15 protein-coding genes and 1 tRNA gene are annotated in these 16601 nt (G+C 58.2%); 8 read left to right on the forward strand and 8 right to left on the reverse strand.

Annotated features, from left to right (window positions below; genetic code table 11):
* Window positions 1-53 precede the first annotated feature (53 nt).
* The 8 genes from GM154_RS00990 to GM154_RS01025 all read left to right on the forward strand — a co-directional run bounded on the left by GM154_RS00990 (window position 54) and on the right by GM154_RS01025 (window position 6667).
* Window positions 54-1097 (forward strand): ABC transporter ATP-binding protein, encoded by a 1044-nt coding sequence (locus GM154_RS00990; protein WP_219650643.1) that lies wholly within the window; start codon window positions 54-56, stop codon window positions 1095-1097.
* Entirely contained in the window at window positions 1084-2091 is a 1008-nt protein-coding gene (locus GM154_RS00995) for a peptide ABC transporter ATP-binding protein (RefSeq protein ID WP_219650644.1), read from the forward strand. Before GM154_RS00990 ends, GM154_RS00995 begins: the two co-directional genes overlap by 14 nt.
* Before the next feature lie 214 nt (window positions 2092-2305).
* On the forward strand, window positions 2306-3757 hold the full coding sequence (locus GM154_RS01000) for an anion permease (RefSeq protein ID WP_122043340.1): 1452 nt from the start codon (window positions 2306-2308) through the stop codon (window positions 3755-3757).
* Window positions 3758-3851: 94 nt separating this feature from the next.
* Window positions 3852-4157, forward strand: a complete 306-nt coding sequence (locus tag GM154_RS01005; protein ID WP_010797246.1) for a nucleotide pyrophosphohydrolase — start codon at window positions 3852-3854, stop codon at window positions 4155-4157.
* Complete coding sequence (locus GM154_RS01010) at window positions 4154-4915, forward strand: methyltransferase domain-containing protein (RefSeq protein WP_010797245.1); 762 nt, start codon at window positions 4154-4156, stop codon at window positions 4913-4915. The genes GM154_RS01005 and GM154_RS01010 overlap by 4 nt, the downstream gene beginning before the upstream one ends.
* Window positions 4916-4918: 3 nt before the next feature.
* Window positions 4919-5551, forward strand: a complete 633-nt coding sequence (locus GM154_RS01015) for a DUF4136 domain-containing protein (RefSeq protein WP_219650645.1) — start codon at window positions 4919-4921, stop codon at window positions 5549-5551.
* 73 nt (window positions 5552-5624) lie between these two features.
* The gene (locus GM154_RS01020) at window positions 5625-6185 is read left to right on the forward strand and encodes a DUF4136 domain-containing protein (protein ID WP_219650647.1); all 561 of its coding nucleotides are present in this window, start codon (window positions 5625-5627) and stop codon (window positions 6183-6185) included.
* The gene (locus tag GM154_RS01025) at window positions 6185-6667 is read left to right on the forward strand and encodes a GNAT family N-acetyltransferase (protein ID WP_219650648.1); all 483 of its coding nucleotides are present in this window, start codon (window positions 6185-6187) and stop codon (window positions 6665-6667) included. The genes GM154_RS01020 and GM154_RS01025 overlap by 1 nt, the downstream gene beginning before the upstream one ends.
* A 12-nt stretch (window positions 6668-6679) precedes the next feature.
* Here the strand turns inward: GM154_RS01025 and GM154_RS01030 are convergent, their stop codons facing one another.
* The 8 genes from GM154_RS01030 to fdnG form a co-directional block, all read right to left on the reverse strand.
* Complete coding sequence (locus GM154_RS01030; protein ID WP_010797241.1) at window positions 6680-6883, reverse strand: hypothetical protein; 204 nt, start codon at window positions 6881-6883, stop codon at window positions 6680-6682.
* A 133-nt stretch (window positions 6884-7016) separates the two neighbouring features.
* A tRNA-Sec gene (locus GM154_RS01035) sits at window positions 7017-7112 on the reverse strand.
* 5 nt (window positions 7113-7117) lie between these two features.
* The gene (selB, locus tag GM154_RS01040; protein WP_219650649.1) at window positions 7118-9040 is read right to left on the reverse strand and encodes a selenocysteine-specific translation elongation factor; all 1923 of its coding nucleotides are present in this window, start codon (window positions 9038-9040) and stop codon (window positions 7118-7120) included.
* Window positions 9037-10449, reverse strand: coding sequence for an L-seryl-tRNA(Sec) selenium transferase (selA, locus tag GM154_RS01045; RefSeq protein ID WP_219650650.1), 1413 nt, complete (start codon window positions 10447-10449; stop codon window positions 9037-9039). Before selA ends, selB begins: the two co-directional genes overlap by 4 nt.
* A 150-nt stretch (window positions 10450-10599) precedes the next feature.
* Window positions 10600-11526, reverse strand: coding sequence for a formate dehydrogenase accessory protein FdhE (gene fdhE, locus GM154_RS01050; RefSeq protein ID WP_219650937.1), 927 nt, complete (start codon window positions 11524-11526; stop codon window positions 10600-10602).
* Between the two features lie 128 nt (window positions 11527-11654).
* Complete coding sequence (locus GM154_RS01055; RefSeq protein WP_125887141.1) at window positions 11655-12278, reverse strand: formate dehydrogenase subunit gamma; 624 nt, start codon at window positions 12276-12278, stop codon at window positions 11655-11657.
* A 47-nt stretch (window positions 12279-12325) separates the two neighbouring features.
* Window positions 12326-13264 (reverse strand): formate dehydrogenase subunit beta, encoded by a 939-nt coding sequence (gene fdxH / locus GM154_RS01060; RefSeq protein WP_219650651.1) that lies wholly within the window; start codon window positions 13262-13264, stop codon window positions 12326-12328.
* Window positions 13265-16339, reverse strand: coding sequence for a formate dehydrogenase-N subunit alpha (gene fdnG, locus GM154_RS01065; protein ID WP_219650652.1), 3075 nt, complete (start codon window positions 16337-16339; stop codon window positions 13265-13267).
* Window positions 16340-16601 lie beyond the last annotated feature (262 nt).

A 16601-nucleotide genomic window follows, 5' to 3' on the forward strand; every position in this document is an offset into this window, starting at 1 on the left:
CGATGCGGCAGCCCGTTGCCGATCGATTCCTGCTTATTGATCAAGGAGCAGCCATGAGCCTCCTGGAAATCCAGAATCTGAATGTCCGCTTTGGCGGTGAAGATGCCATCCCGGTCGTCGAAGGTCTCGATCTGACCATCGACCAGGGCGAAGTGCTGGCCATTGTAGGTGAGTCCGGCTCCGGCAAGTCCGTGACCATGATGTCTGTGATGGGCCTGATCGATGCGCCCGGTAAGGTCACGGCCAATCGGCTGAGCTTTGCAGGCCAGGATCTGCTCAAGCTCAAGGGTCGTGCCCGGCGTCAGCTGATCGGCAAGGACCTGTCCATGGTCTTCCAGGACCCGATGACCGCCCTGAACCCCAGTTACACGGTGGGTTATCAGATCGAAGAGGTAATTCACCAGCACCTGGGTCTGCGAGGCCGAGAAGCCCGCCAGCGGGCGCTTCAACTGCTTGAGCGGGTGGAAATTCCAGCCGCAGCGAGCCGTCTTTCCGCCTACCCGCATCAGCTGTCCGGCGGCATGAGCCAGCGCGTGGCAATCGCCATGGCGATTGCGGCAGAGCCCAAGCTGCTGATTGCCGACGAACCGACCACAGCGCTGGACGTTACCATTCAGGCGCAGATCATGGACCTGCTGCTCAACCTTCAGCGTGATGAGGGCATGGCCCTGATCCTGATCACCCATGACCTTGCCGTAGTGGCTGAAACGGCCCAGCGGGTCTGCGTGATGTACGCCGGCCAGGCCGTGGAAACCGGCGTTGTGCCGGATATCTTTCAGACCCCCAAACATCCCTACACGGAAGCGCTGCTGGCCGCCATCCCCGAGCATAGCCTTGGCGAACGGCTCTCCACGCTGCCTGGTATCGTTCCCGGCCGTTACGATCGACCCAAGGGCTGTCTGCTGTCGCCGCGCTGCCCTTACGCACAGCCACGCTGTCTGGAACGCCCTGCCCTCGAGCCCTATATCCACGAGGGTATCAGCGGCTCGGTCCGCTGCTTCTTCCCGCGCAACCTGAACCCTGCGCAGTGGCCGGAAGTTTTGCCGGAGTCCCAGCGTCCTAGTCATCTACCTGGAGAAGCCCATGGCCGCGCCTGATTTGAATACCAACGCTGCCAAACCAGCGGATAGCGTACTCACCGCCCGAGCATTGACACGTCATTACCATGTTTCCCGAGGTCTGTTCAAAGGCCAGGCCACCGTACGCGCCCTGAATGGTGTCTCGTTTGACCTCGTACCCGGCAAGACACTGGCGGTCGTTGGTGAGTCGGGCTGTGGCAAATCCACTCTGGCCCGTGCCTTGACGCTGATCGAGGAGCCGTCCTCCGGCTCGCTCAACATTGGCGGTCATGAGGTCAGTGGTGCCAGTGCAGAAGTCCGCAAGCAGTTGCGCCGCGATGTGCAGATGGTGTTCCAGAACCCTTACGCTTCCCTCAATCCACGGCAGAAGATCGGGGACCAACTGGCGGAGCCGCTGGTTATCAATACAAACCTGTCCCGTAGCGAGCGTCGTGACAAGGTACAGGCCATGATGCAGCAGGTAGGCCTGCGTCCCGAGCATTATCAGCGCTATCCTCACATGTTCTCTGGCGGCCAGCGCCAGCGGATTGCCGTGGCCCGCGCGATGATGCTCAACCCCAAGGTGCTGGTAGCGGACGAGCCGACGTCGGCACTGGACGTTTCCATCCAGGCGCAAGTGCTTAACCTGTTCATGGATCTGCAGCAGGAGTTTCATACTGCATACGTCTTCATCTCACACAATCTGTCGGTGGTGCGTCATATCGCCGATGACGTGATGGTGATGTATCTGGGCTATACGGCAGAAAAGGGGCCTCGCGATGCACTCTTTGAAAAGCCCTTGCATCCCTATACTCAGATGCTGCTTTCAGCCACGCCAAGCCTGCAACCGGACGCCAGCAAGCCACGCATCAAGATCCAGGGCGAGCTGCCGAACCCACTGGATCCGCCACCTGGCTGCGTGTTCCACCGCCGTTGCCCCTACGCAACTGAGCGCTGCAAGACAGAAGTTCCTGCCCTTCGTGATGTAGACAACCGTCAGGTTGCCTGCCATTACGCCGAAAACTTTCTTTGATCTAGGACAGCGCCAGACTTTTCAGTCTGGCGTCTACTCTCTCCTACGCTAATGGCCACCGGCATTTTTGTCGGTTGGCCTGCGTTTGCCTCAATTTCACTGAACCGCTAATCAATAAAAACAATCAAGTCAATTAGCGCTTAGTTTAATTAAACGATTGAGCCGTCTCATTCAGGCGCTAAGATCGCAAACTCTTTAAAGCATGGGAGTTAAAATGAAATCGCTGGCCAAGTTGATGGCGCCATTGATCGTGGCGATCGTCATTGCAGCCTTGCCGGTTCCCGAGGGGCTGGCACCGCACGCATGGCATTTCTTCGCAATATTTCTGGGCTGTGTGATCGGCCTAATCTTTGAACCCTTACCAGGTGCCGTCATCGGCCTAATTGGCGTGGTGGTTGCTGCGGTCCTGGCGCCCTGGGCTCTATTCTCGCCCGAGCAACTGGCACAGCCGGGCTTCAAGGTGGCCGACAAGGCCTTTACCTGGGCCGTTTCCGGCTTCACCAACTCTACAGTCTGGCTGATCTTTGGCGCGTTCATGTTTGCCCTGGGTTACGAGAAGACCGGCCTGGGTCGCCGTATTGCCTTATGGCTGGTTAAAACCATGGGCAAGCGCACCCTGACGCTGGGCTACGCCATCATGCTGGCGGATACCGTTCTGGCCCCCTTTACGCCCTCTAATACCGCACGCAGCGCCGGTACGCTCTACCCTATTCTGCGTAACCTGCCACCGCTGTATGACTCGCACCCCAACGATCCCAGCATGCGTCGCATCGGCACCTACCTCATGTGGGTGGCGATTGCCTCAGCCTGTGTGACCAGCACACTGTTTCTGACAGGTATCGCCCCCAACCTGCTCGCCGTTGCCCTGGTGGAAAGCTCCACCGGCATTCGCATTACCTGGGGTGAATGGTTCATGGCCACCGCGCCGGTCGGCATCCTGCTGCTCGCCCTGTTGCCACTGTTGAGCTACTGGCTGTGCCCGCCCGAGTTGAAGTCCGGTGACGTAGTGCCCAAATGGGCCGCCGAGGAGCTGGCCAAGATGGGCAGCCTGACGCGCAACGAAGTCATTCTGCTGATTCTGGTCGTCCTGGCGCTGGCCATGTGGATCTTTGGTACTGCCGTTATTTCACCCGCGCTGGTTGGTATGCTCGTGATCAGTCTCATGCTGATTATCGGCATCGTGACCTGGAACGATATCCTTAGTAATAAAGCCGCCTGGAACACCTTTGCCTGGTTCGCCACCTTGGTAGCTCTCGCAGACGGCCTGAACATGGTCGGCTTTGTGAAATGGTTCGGTATGCTGATGGCCAACTACCTGGGCCATTTCGATCCCACTGTGGCGATGGTCCTGCTCACGATTGCCTTCTATCTGCTGCACTACTTCTTCGCCAGTGCTACCGCGCACACCACGGCTCTGCTACCGGTTATGGTGGCCGCCGCCGCCAGTATTCCTGGCATCGACATGCATACCTTCGTATTGCTGCTTCTGCCCACCATCGGCATCATGGGCATCATTACGCCCTACGGTACCGGCCCTAGCCCGGTTTACTACGGCAGCGGTTATCTGCCTGGACCGATGTGGTGGCGCCTGGGTGCCATCTTTGGCTTCCTGTTCCTGGCTGCATGGCTGGGAATCGGCACGCCCTGGCTGCTGATGACACGCTAAGCCGCTACGCTTTCGCCTCAGTCCATGAAAAAATGCGGCGCTTAACAAGCGCCGCATAGCTATCCACCAGCCATGCGGCTATCAGGAGCCCTGCATGGACCTTTCCGAACTTACTGCCCGCCTGCACGCCATTCGCGATGCCAATGAGTGGCGGCGTTATCACAGCCCGAAAAACCTGGTTATGGCTGCCGGCGTTGAGATGGCCGAGCTGGCTGAAATCTTCCAGTGGAAGACCGAAGAGGAATCCCGCCATTTAACGGCTGATCACCTTGAGCATGCCGGCCAGGAGATTGCAGACGTCGTGCTCTATCTGCTGCAACTCTGCGCAGAACTCGGACTCGACATGGAGACAATCACTCGCGCCAAGCTGGCCGATAATGAGCGGCGCTTCCTGCCATGACCGATACCTTTTTCGATGACCGCGCCATCCGTTTTGCCGAGAAGATCTATGGCAATGCCAAAGGTGCTATCCGGCTGGCTGTACTCCAGGCCGACCTGAAGGAAGCCCTGCCTGAACGCTCGCTGCGGGTTCTGGATATTGGAGCAGGACTGGGCCATATGGCGCTCTGGCTGGCTGAACAGGGTCACTCCGTCACACTGGCAGAACCTTCAGCCCCGATGCTGGAGGGCGCTCGCCAACGCTTCGCCGAGGCTGGCCTTGAGGCAACGTTTATCGAGGCGCCCTGGCAGGAACTGAGCGAGCAGCTCACGACTCGCTTTGACTTGGTCATCTGCCACGCCGTACTGGAATGGCTGGCCGAGCCACATACGATTCTGCCAGTCCTCTCGCGCCTCACGGCTCCGGATGGTCTGCTTTCACTGGCATTCTACAACCGGGACGCGCTGATCTACCGGAACCTGCTCAAAGGCCATTTCAAAAAGCTCAAGCGCCAGGAATATGCGGGCGAAGGCAAGGGCCTGACACCTCAACAGCCACTTGATCCGCGGGAGCTGGAACGCGCCATGAGCAGTCGCTGGCAGATCGTGACCCGAAGTGGCGTTCGTGTTTTTCATGACTATATGCCAGTCGAATTTCAAGGTAAGGTCAACGAAGCCGATCTGATCGAAATGGAATTGGCCCATCGACGGCACCCTACATTTGCCGGGCTTGGTCGTTATCTGCACTGGATCTGCCAACCCGGCGCGTTAGAGGAGTGATCTATGCGTCGCCTGTTTGCCTGCGTGGTTATCAGCCTGGGGCTGACCGCCTGTCAGAGCCAGAATCCCTATATAGCTAGCGCTCTGCCTGAGCTTGCTGCGCCAGCACCTGCTGTTCCGGCACGCATCGACCCGGGCAGCTATCCAGCAGCCCCAGTCGACTATGGCCGCTACCGGAGCTGGGCCTGGTCACCCGAGGGCATTCGTGCCACCGGTGATTCCTCTCAATCAATGGATACCAGCACTCTTCAGGAGGCTATCAGCGCCCAGCTCGATCAGCGCGGGCTCCGACCTGCGCCAACCGGTACGCGGCCTGATCTCTATGTGAGCGCAACGGTTAGACAGGAGCAACGTGTCGTATACGATACCGATTACTACGGAGGTGGTGTCGGCTATGGCGGCGGCTATCCGTATGGCTACGATCGTTGGGGCACGTACGGCGGAACAGGCTACAGCCAGACTCGCCCTCGGTATTATCAGGTTCAGGTGCTAAGCATTGAGCTGATCGATTCGCAGAGCCGCAAGAGAATATGGAGTGGCAGTGCCGAGGAACGGGGCGGCAATGATCAGAGCGCCCGGGCCCAGGCGATCCGCGAAGCCGCTCGTCGCGCGCTGGAGCAGTATCCACCGCATTAAAGATAAAGCGCATACGGCTTGGTCCCATGAGTAATTATTGTTTCTTTTAAGCGCCCCTGGTCGGAGAATGATCATGATCCGTCGTTTGCTTGTTATCGCGTTTACGCTTGCCCTTGCCGCGTGCGAGACCAATACCGTTAACCGGGACTATGATCCCTCCCGTAACTATGCGGCCTACCGAAACTGGACCTGGGCCCAGCCTGCCGTCTCGTACAAGCCTGAAGACCCGCGGCTGAAAAGTGACTTGACCGAGCAGCGCATCAAGGATGCCGTAAGCGGCCAGCTTGATCAGCGCGGCTTACGCCCTGCCGCAGCGAGCGGACAGGCAGACCTGAGGGTTCGGGCCTATCTGTTCACGGATGAGCGCCAAGGGCAAACCATGCGCACCGATCCTTATTGGGGTGGCCCTTGGGGATACTGGGGCCCTTGGGGTGGCGGCTATACCCAGACCCAGACCTTTACCTATCAGGTAACTACGCTGCAGATCGACCTGCTCGATGACCGGGACGGAAAACTGGTATGGCGTGGCAGCACCGAGGTGTCATCTGACCAGACAGCTGATACCCCTGCGCAGCGTACTGCAACCATCCAGACAGCCGTTGGCAAGATCCTGTCGCAGTACCCACCTCACTGATGAATACCAAACTGACACATCGCGCGGCCACCCTTGATGACTTGCAGGCCGTGTGTCACTTTCCGCAAAGTCGTGAAGAGCTGTTTTATAGCTATCCCACAGCTCAGTGGCCATTAACAAAAGACCAACTGGCAGAGGCATACGCCAACCGCCAGGGCAGTACGGTTGTATTGCTGAACAATCGTCTGGCTGCCTTTGCAAACTTCTTTCGCTGCCAACCAGGCGAACGGTGCGACTTGGGCAATTTAATGGTGGCACCCTGGGCACGACGCATGGGCATAGCGCAACACCTGATCGGAGTGATGGAGCAGCAAGCCTGCCAGCAGCATGGCGTGCGTTTTCTGCATGCTGCCTGTTTCAGCAGCAATACGCCGGGCCTGTTGCTCTATACCCATTTGGGCTATTTGCCGGTATCCATTGATGAGCGACGCGATTCCTCCGGACAACGAACAGCCCTGATACACCTGCGAAAACGTCTTTGAATGCGTTACCCGCTACATGCGGGCCAGCATGGCAAAGTCGCCGCCTACCTGCATAGGCGCTGCGCAACCGTAGGGCTCATATCCATACATACAGTCTGTCGAAGCGGCTGTAGAGGCTTCAGTCGATGGAGTCGAAGCTGGGTCAAGGCCAAGCCCACCCAGCAACACCGCTAACAAGGTCAGAAAAAGAAAGGCCGCGCCGGCTCTCGTCTTCATACGTCACCTCCACTGCATAGGCTGACAGCCTGGCGCCAGCAGAACAGGAGGCGTCACGCGCTGCCTTGTCCTATCCAGTATAGGTAAGATTCAGAAAAGCAAAGTCAGGCCAGGACATTAGGTCTAAAAGAAATGGCGGAAGGCAGTGAGAGTCGAACTCACCCGGGAACGGCTGCCGTCCCCAACCGGGTTTGAAGCCCGGCCGCGCCACCGGGCACGATTGCCTTCCATCAATCAACTCGCCTGTTCGACCTGAGCAGCCAGTGCGCTGTCTGAGCGGATCTTGCGTTCATCACCCATACGGCGAGTCAAACCGATCCGATCGAAGAATTCGAGTATCTGGATTGTGCGCTTACGTCCGATCCCCAGACCATCCCTAAACGCGGCTGCACGAATGATCCCCTCTTCGCGCTCAAGACGCAACGTCAATTGTACCAAATGGTTTATCGTATTTTCAGGATAGAAGAGATCCTTGACGATCTGCTGCAGCTGCCCCAGGCGTGCCAGCTTGCGTAGCAGATGACGAACCCCTGCTTCGTCCTCACCAATTTCCCGGGCCAGATCACGTACCCAGGGGGGATCAAAGCGGCCTGCTTCGAGAAGAGGCCAGAGCTTTTCTTTCAGCGCCTCTTCGGCCTCGGTCAGACGAACCCGATGGCCCGGCAGGTGCAGCCACGGCCCGCTCGCCTCGATCTGGCTGGACGCCATCAGGCTTTCCAACAACGCAATGAACACAGGCCGCTCCAGTTGCGGCAAGGCAAATCGACGTAATCGATCACGATCAGGCCCTAGCTCATCGGGCTGTTCGACATGAAAGGTTCCGAGCCGCTCTAACAGCGTAGACTGCAAGTGCTGCCAGCGGGTCGCATCGAACAGACGGATACCCTGTCGGGTAGCAACTTCCATGACATGTTCAGGCAGTTGCCAGCGCGCCCTCGGTCGATTGAACTGGCGCTCCAGCACGGCAGGCGCTACGCCATTGTCCGCCTGTTTGAGCAACTCCGGCAGTGCGTCCTCAAAGGAGCCCTGACGCAACGCCTCAAGCTGCGCCAGTCGTGTGGGGGTACGCCGATTGCGGGCAGGCCCGAAAGGATCCAGCACACGCCCACCGCCAATGGTTCGCTGCGCGGATTGATCCCGCAGCACCAGATGGTCACCATGAGCAGCCTGTAGCGGCGAGTTGAGCACCAGCTGCGCCAGTGTGCGCCCACCAGGCGTCAATACACCCTCATCCTCCAACAGCGCCACCCGACCGGTCAGATTCTGGGCACCCAGATGCACATGGACAGGCGTCCAGTGGGCCAGCGCCTTACCTTCGCTGCCAAGCAGGTGCAAATCAATATCGACACGGGTAGACGGCGCGTAGAGGGCTTCATCGAGCAGCCAATCGCCTCGCCGGATCTGTTCGACATTGAGCCGCTCACCCGCCAGGTTTACTGCCACACGCTGCCCTGCGTGGGCAATCTGGGCCTCTCGATTTTGCGCATGCAGGCCACGCACGCGCACGCGACGCCCCAGCGCGCCCAATAACAACTCATCTCCGACTGCAACACGACCGTCGAAAGCCGTTCCCGTGACCACCACCCCGGCACCCGAGACGCTGAAGACACGGTCGACTGCAAGCCTGAAATACCCTTGGTCGCTGCGGGCCAGTGCCTGTTCAGCCTGATCCAGAAGCGCTGCACGCAGTGCCTCGATACCCACTCCCGTCTGGCTGGAGACCGGAAATACCGGAGCCCCAGCAAGGGGGCCGTCTGCTAACAGTGCATCAATTTCTTCCCGTACCGCGTTAACACGCGCAGCCTCGACCCGATCCGTCTTGGTCATGGCGACCATCGCGCGGCGTATGCCCAGCAATTCAACAATGGCCAGATGTTCGCGTGTTTGTGGCATCACACCGTCATCGGTAGCCACGACCAGTAACACCAGATCAATTCCGCTGGCCCCGGCCAGCATGTTATGAACAAACCGCTCGTGGCCGGGAACATCGATAAACCCGGTCAGCTCTCCATTTCCCAGATCCGAGTAAACGTACCCCAGGTCAATGGTGATGCCTCGCTCCTTTTCCTCACGGCGACGATCGCCCTCCACACCCGTCAGGGCTCGGATGAGGGACGTCTTGCCGTGGTCGATATGGCCCGCTGTTCCAACGATCATGCGTCCCACTCCCCAACCGATAGCGCTCCCAGCTGCGCCATAAAGCCAGCCTCGTCATCGAGCTGACGCAGATCAAGCCAAAGCGCATCGTCATCGATACGTCCGATCACGGGGATAGGCAGCTGTCGCAAGGCCTCTTCCAGCAGACGCAGCGCACGGCCTCGCAGGCGCTTGGAGCTATTCGGCCGCATGCACAACGCTGCGCTGGGCAGACGAGCCACCGGCTGGGTACCACTGCCAATCATGCCGAGCGTGAGCTCACTCGTTACCTGCCAACGCTCGCCCAGTGCCTGAGATAAAGGACGCATTACCCGCTGAACCTGACTATCAATATCCCCCTGGCCACGGGAGAGTAATCTGAGGCTGGTCAGCTTTTCACCCAAACGATCCGGGTCTCGATAAAGCGCCAACACCGCCTCAAGTGCAGCCAAGGTGATCTTGTCGACTCGCAAAGCACGTTTGAGGGGGTTTTTCTTGATGCGGGCGATCAGGTCCTTATGCCCGACGATAACTCCACACTGCGGACCACCGAGCAGCTTATCGCCGCTAAAGGTCACGATATCAGCGCCATCGCGTAGGGCTTCCTGGACGGTTGGCTCCTTGGGCAATCCCCAACGGGTGAGGTCTACCAGAGAGCCGCTCCCCAAATCCTCCAGCAAGGGGACTTCATGGGCGCGAGCAATAGAGGACAGTTCGGGAGTTGCCACACTGCTGGTAAACCCCTGCACAGTGTAATTACTCGTGTGTACACGCATGAGCAGCCCGGTACGCTCGGTAATGGCGCTCTCGTAATCCTTGGCGTGGGTACGGTTGGTCGTACCGACCTCGACCAGCCTTACATTGGCGCGCGCCATGATATCTGGAATACGAAAAGCGCCACCGATCTCGATCAGCTCGCCACGCGAAATGATGCCTTCCTTGCGAGCGCCAAGACTGTTAAGGGCAAGCAACACAGCGGCGGCATTGTTGTTGACCACCGTCACCGCTTCGGCGCCGGTCAGCTCACGGATCAATCCCGCAATCAGGTCGTCGCGGTCACCGCGCTTGCCGGTATTGAGGTCAAACTCAAGATTGAGCGGGTAGCGAGCAGCTAGGGTCATCGCATCGATGGCCTCTTCAGGCAGCAGCGCACGCCCTAGATTGGTATGGAGAACAGTTCCAGTCAGGTTGAATACGCGTCGGACCTGACGCTGGTTTCGGACAGCCAATCGCTCCCCGGCCCGGCCTGTCAGAACGGCCTCATCGACATCCGCCTCGCTGATCTGTCCCTGTCGAAAAGGCTCACGCAGCTCATCGAGCAGCTCGCGAAAGGTCTTGAGCAATGCTTCACGACCATAGCGGTCCAGGAGCGATGTCGCAGCGGGATGACGTAACAGACGATCAACAGAAGGCAAACGGACGGCTGTCATGCAGGCCTCATAACAAGAACATGAGCCTGGAGTTTACAACCGGATGCAGCATCGCGCATGCGCACGTAGTAAGACCAACACTTCAGCCCTGTAAAAGAAGGGCTGGCAGAGCCCGCCGCTATGAGCGAAGCGGACTCTGTGTATCAGGAATCAGCCGCCGGGAGCCAGCAGCAGATTAGGGGCCTGACGGTGATAACCTTCCTCATCGAGCCGCATGTCCAGCGCCAAGCTGGCCAGATCGGCTGACACGGCCTCCGCCTCGGTATCATGCTCCAGATACAGCAGCTTGAGGTAAGTTTCGCAGCTGGGACAAGCTTCCGCTCGCAGCGGTGCCTTTTCGGCCAGGACCGCATCGTTTTCCAGCGAAAAGTAACCCAACTCCTTGCTGTTTTCGCACTGGGTGCACTTTACCCGCACGTAATGCCATTCACACGAGCACAGTGAGCAACTCAGGTAGCGAAGACCATTAAGCTTGCCGCGGTGACGAATCACACCGGCAACCGGTAGTGAGCCACAGGCTGGGCAATGAGTCTGACTCTTGGACTCACGAAACTTGTCCGTCTCGATCTGAAACAGCCAATTTGTCCAGGCAACCTGTAGCGCTGCGCCCAGGAAAGGCACCAGTGCCGCTGGAACCTGGTCATACTGCCCGCTGACCAAGGCAATTGCCCACACCTTGCGCTGTCCGGCGTCCGCTGTACGAATCTGCTCAAGCGCTTCCTGTACGGCAGTATTGCCTTCAGGCACCTGATACGCCTTCAGTACGGCGTCCAATACACCCAGCCATGCTTCTTCGCGAACCAGCGTATCGCAGCTCAGCGGGGGCAGGCCGTGATGCTGGCTCTGCTCAATCCGCTTAGCCTCCAGCGGAAGGTTTTCCAGGTTGTCGAAAACCTGCTGCTGAGCACGGCAGATACCACTGACAAGCAGCAGATAATCACGGAGCGGGTTACCGTCCGCCAACTTTTCCAAACGCTCGGCACGGTAGCTGAACGCATTTTTCGGCGGCAGGTTGATGAAGGGAGGCGTTACGGCTGAGGCTTCGATCTGCCCCGGTTCGAGAATCTGACCTGACACGCAGGAAACCTCTTCGGTAATGGGAGCCGCCACAGACCTCCTGGTCCGTGGCGGCGACAACCATGCCAGGCATGGCTATACGTTTGACGCCTGTTCATGGCCTGCCGAAACAGGCCATGAAGGGGCTTTTACTTCTTGTCTCGCGTGATGTCCTTGTACCAGAGCGAGTGATGCTTCTTGGCCCACAGGAGGCTGACCTTACCGTGCAGCATGGCACCAATCGAACCCTTGATCCAGATACCGGCATAGATATGCACGATGATCGACAGGATCAACAGGAACGCTGCAGCCGCATGGGCCAGTGCCGCCAGACGGATACCACCAATCGGGAAGAAATGGCTGAAGTACTCACGCCAGATCACGATCCCGCTGAACATCAGTACCAACATGGAAGCCAGCAGTACCCAGAACAACACTTTCTGTCCCGGATTGTACTTGCCGATTTCGGGCAACTTGTCTTCCCGGTTGTTCAGCACGTCACCGATCTGCTTGACCCACTGCATATCCCGCTTTTCCAGGATATTGTGATGCCAGAAGCGGATCACGAGTCCCATGAAGAACAGGAACATCGCCACACCCATGAAGGGGTGAAGAATCCGTGTCCACGGTCCGCCGCCGAACAGGTTGGTCAGCCAGAACAGCGCTGGATGGAACAGCGCCAGCCCCGACAGGCCTGCCATGAAGAACAGTATAGCCACCGCCCAGTGATTGGTGCGCTCACTGGCACCGTAACGAACGATCTCTTTTTTCATTTGAAGGCTCCTGGAGCGTCTCCCCCGCCTGCGAGGGAGACGTTATCTCAGCGTTTGGTCGGATCGAACGTCTTCACCGACGTGTCCTGGGACTTTTTCTCCACCTGCTCGGCGGCAGCATCGTGATGCGCCTCATCCTCTTCGTCCGCACGGTTCGGTCCGATACGTACGTAGTGGAAGAAGCCCGCCAGCACCGCAGCGCCCATGGCAAGCAGCGATAACGGCTTGGTGATGCCTTTCCACAGGCTTACCATCGGGCTGATGGCCGGATCGTTCGGCAGGTTGTTGTACAACGCAGGCTGATCGGCGTGGTGCAACACGTACATGACGTGCGTACCGCCTACACCCGCCGGGTCGTACAGACCGGCGTTCTCGTAACCACGGCTCTTCAGATCGACAATGCGCTCCTCAGCATGGTGCTTCATGTCTTCCTTGGTACCAAATGTAATGGCACCCGTCGGACAGGTCTTCACGCACGCAGGCTCAAGCCCTACGGACACACGGTCGGAACACAGGGTGCACTTGTACGCCTTGTGATCCTTCTGCGAGATCCGCGGAATGTTGAACGGACAACCGGTGATGCAATAGCCGCAGCCAATGCAATGATCCTGGTTGAAGTCAACGATACCGTTGGCATGCTGGATGATCGCTCCCGGGCTCGGGCACGCCTTGAGGCAGCCCGGCTCGGCGCAATGCATACAGCCGTCCTTACGGATCAGCCACTCCAGATCGCCGGCCTGGTTCTCATGCTCGGTAAAGCGCATGAGCGTCCAGGTATCAGAGGTCAGGTCGGCCGGGTTGTCGTACGTACCATGGTTGTGCCCCACATCATCACGCAGCTCGTTCCACTCTGAACACGCCACCTGGCAGGCCTTGCAGCCAATGCACTTGGAGACGTCGATCAGCTTGGCGACCTCCTCCACCTGACGTATGGAGGAAGGCGTGGTCGTCGTCGCGGATTGGGCAACGATTTCTTGAAGTGCCATTTATGCCTTCTCCACGTTGACGAGGAACGATTTCGATTCGGGCGTTTGCGAGTTGCCATCGCCGACGAATGGAACCAGTGTGTTGGTCAGGTAACCGTGACGCGTCAGACCTGAGAAGCCCCAGTGCAACGGAATACCAATCTGGTGCACGGTTTGGCCGTTCACTTCCAATGGCTTGATCCGCTTGGTCACCACCGCGACGGCCACAATGTAACCACGCTTGGAACTCACCCGAACCTTGTCGCCTGCCGCTATGCCCTTCTCCTTCGCCAGCGCTTCGCCGATCTCGACGAACTGCTCGGGCTGGACAATCGCATTCAAACGGCAATGCTTTGTCCAGAAGTGGAAGTGCTCGGTCAGACGGTACGTGGTCGCCGCATACGGGAACTTGTCGGCCTTGCCGAACGACTCCCATACGGAGGGCAGAACACGAGCGGCCGGGTTGCTGATCACTTTGTTGTTCTTCGGATGCATCGGGTTAACCCCGATCGGCGTCTCGAAGGGCTCGTAGTGCTCAGGGAACGGACCTTCGGCCATCTTGTCGACGGCGAAGAAACGCGCCACACCTTCCGGGTTCATGATGAACGGATTCATACCGGCTTCCGGTGCGCTGTCCGGCTTGAAGTCTGGAACGTCAGCGCCGCCCCAGTTCTTGCCGTTCCACCAGACCAGCTTCTTGTCCGGTCCCCATGGCTTACCGCTTGGGTCGGCCGAGGCACGGTTGTACAGAATCCGGCGGTTCATCGGCCACGCCCATGCCCAGCCCAGACTCTGACCGACACCATAGGGATCGCTATTGTCACGGCGCGCCATTTGGTTGCCTTGCTCGGTCCAGCTGCCACAGAAGATCCAGCAGCCCGAAGCCGTTGTACCGTCGTCCTTGAGCTGAGCGAAGCCCGACAGCTGTTGGCCAGCCTTGGCCACTACCGCGCCAGAGGCATCGGTAACGTCCTTGACGGCATAACCGTTGAACTCCTTGGCCAACTCCTCGGGAGACGGCTCGTGCGGAATCTTGTACGGCCAGTACAGGTTCAGGATCGGATCCGGATAGGCACCGCCCTCCGTGCGATACATCTCGCGCAGCTTGAGGAACATTTCCGACATGATGGTCACATCGGTACGCGCCTCACCGGGTGCTTCAGCGCCCTTCCAGTGCCACTGCAGCCAACGGCTACTGTTGACCAGAGAGCCATCTTCTTCAGCGAAGCAGGTCGTGGGCAAACGGAACACTGCGGTCTTGATACTGGCGGTATCAACGTTGTTGTACTCGCCGGCATTACGCCAGAACTCGGAGGTTTCGGTTGCCAGCGGGTCCATGATGACCAGCCACTTCAACTTGGCAAGCGCAGCCACTACGCGATTCTTGTCCGGCAACGATGCGATCGGGTTGAAGCCTTGGCAGAAATAGCCACGGACTTCGCCACGAGACATCATGTCGAACATCTTCATCACGTCATAACCGGCACCCGGTACGTCCAGCTTGGGCAGATAGTCGTAGCACCAGTTGTTTTCAGCTGTCGCCGCATCGCCATACCAAGCCTTCATCAGGCTGACATGGAATTTGCCGTAATTCTGCCAATAGGACATCTGGCCAGGACGAAGCGGTTTGAGCGCACGCTTGGTGATGTAAGCGTTAAAGTCCTGCTCACCATCATTGCCCAGCGTCATGTAGCCCGGCAGAAGGTTCGACAGCAGACCCAGGTCGGTCAGACCCTGGATGTTGGAGTGACCGCGCAGTGCGTTCACACCGCCACCCGGCAGACCCACGTTACCCAGCAGCAGCTGAACCATTGCCGCTGTACGGATGATCTGGGCGCCCACAGAATGTTGCGTCCAACCCAGGGCGTACAGAATGGTCATGGTCTTGCCAGGCTGCGAGGTCTCGGCGATTTCCGCCCAGATCTTCATCATGCGATCCTGCGGCATACCGCAGATATTGCTGGCAACTTCCGGTGTGTAACGGCTGTAGTGCTTCTTCATCAGCTGGAAGACGCAACGCGGGTGTTCCAGGGTCGGATCGACCTTGGCAAAACCATCCGCGCCCTTCTCATAGCTCCAGGTGGACTTGTCGCTATAGGTGCGCTTCTCGGCGTTGTAACCGCTGAACAGACCGTCCTCGAACGTGAAGCCTTCGTTCACGATGAAGGAGACGTCAGTGTAGTTACGAACGTATTCGTGCTGAATCTTATCGTTTGTGATCAGGTAATTGATCAGGCCGCCCAGGAACGCAATGTCCGAGCCGGTACGAATCGGCGCGTAATAATCCGATACGGAAGCCGTACGGGTATAACGCGGATCGACCACGATCAGGCGTGCCTTGTTATGGGCCTTCGCTTCGGTCACCCATTTGAAGCCGCACGGATGCGCTTCAGCGGCGTTTCCGCCCATCACCAGAATCAGGTTGGCATTACGAATATCCGTCCAGGTATTCGTCATGGCGCCACGGCCATATGTCGGGGCAAGACTTGCCACCGTCGGGCCGTGTCAAACGCGAGCTTGGTTATCGAAACCGACTAGACCAAGGTTACGAACGACTTTCTGAGTCAGATAACCGGCTTCGTTGGAAGCAGCGGACGCAGCCAGGAAGCCAACGGACGTCCAACGGTTAACCGTCTGGCCCTGAGCATTCTTGGTGATGAAATTGGCGTCACGCTCTTCCTTGACCAGTTTGACGATGCGATCCATCGCCTCTTCCCAGGAGATGCGCTTCCACTCGTTGGAGCCTGCTTCGCGGACCTCGGGATACTTCAGTCGATTCGGGCTGTGGATGAAGTCCAGCAGACCGGCACCTTTCGGGCACAGCGTACCGCGGTTCACTGGGTGATCCGCATCGCCTTCGATGTGAATGATGTTTTGCGCAACGTTCTTGGCCTTATCGCCATGGCTGTACATAACCAAGCCACAACCCACAGAGCAGTAAGGGCAGGTGTTACGCGTTTCGATGGTGCGCGCCAGTTTGAAATGGCGCACCTGTTCGGCAAAAGCTGGCGTCGGTGCCATGCCTAGTGCCGCCAGGCTAGATCCTGCAAGGCCGATACCCGCGACCTTGAAGAATTGCCGACGGTTCATATCCACGTCTTGACTCCTCATCAGAAGTGAAGTGCGATTCTTCGCCGCACCCCTGAGCAAAATATAACCAATCGAAGCGGTGGCAACTAGCCAGTTATCCGATTATTTTGCTCTTTTGGGAACTTTCGCAGAGCACTTCTGTCAGAGGCGCGCTCCGAAACTTCTGATTTTGTTATCGGCCTAATACAGTAAGTCTTTAATGCTGTCTGCACCTTTTTACATTTTGTGTTAAGGTCGCTCCCTCGTTTATTTCGAAGGCTGAAGACAG

Origin of the sequence: Pseudomonas sp. MAG002Y, from assembly GCF_019400845.1 — a bacterium.
GTDB lineage: Bacteria > Pseudomonadota > Gammaproteobacteria > Pseudomonadales > Pseudomonadaceae > Chryseomonas > Chryseomonas luteola.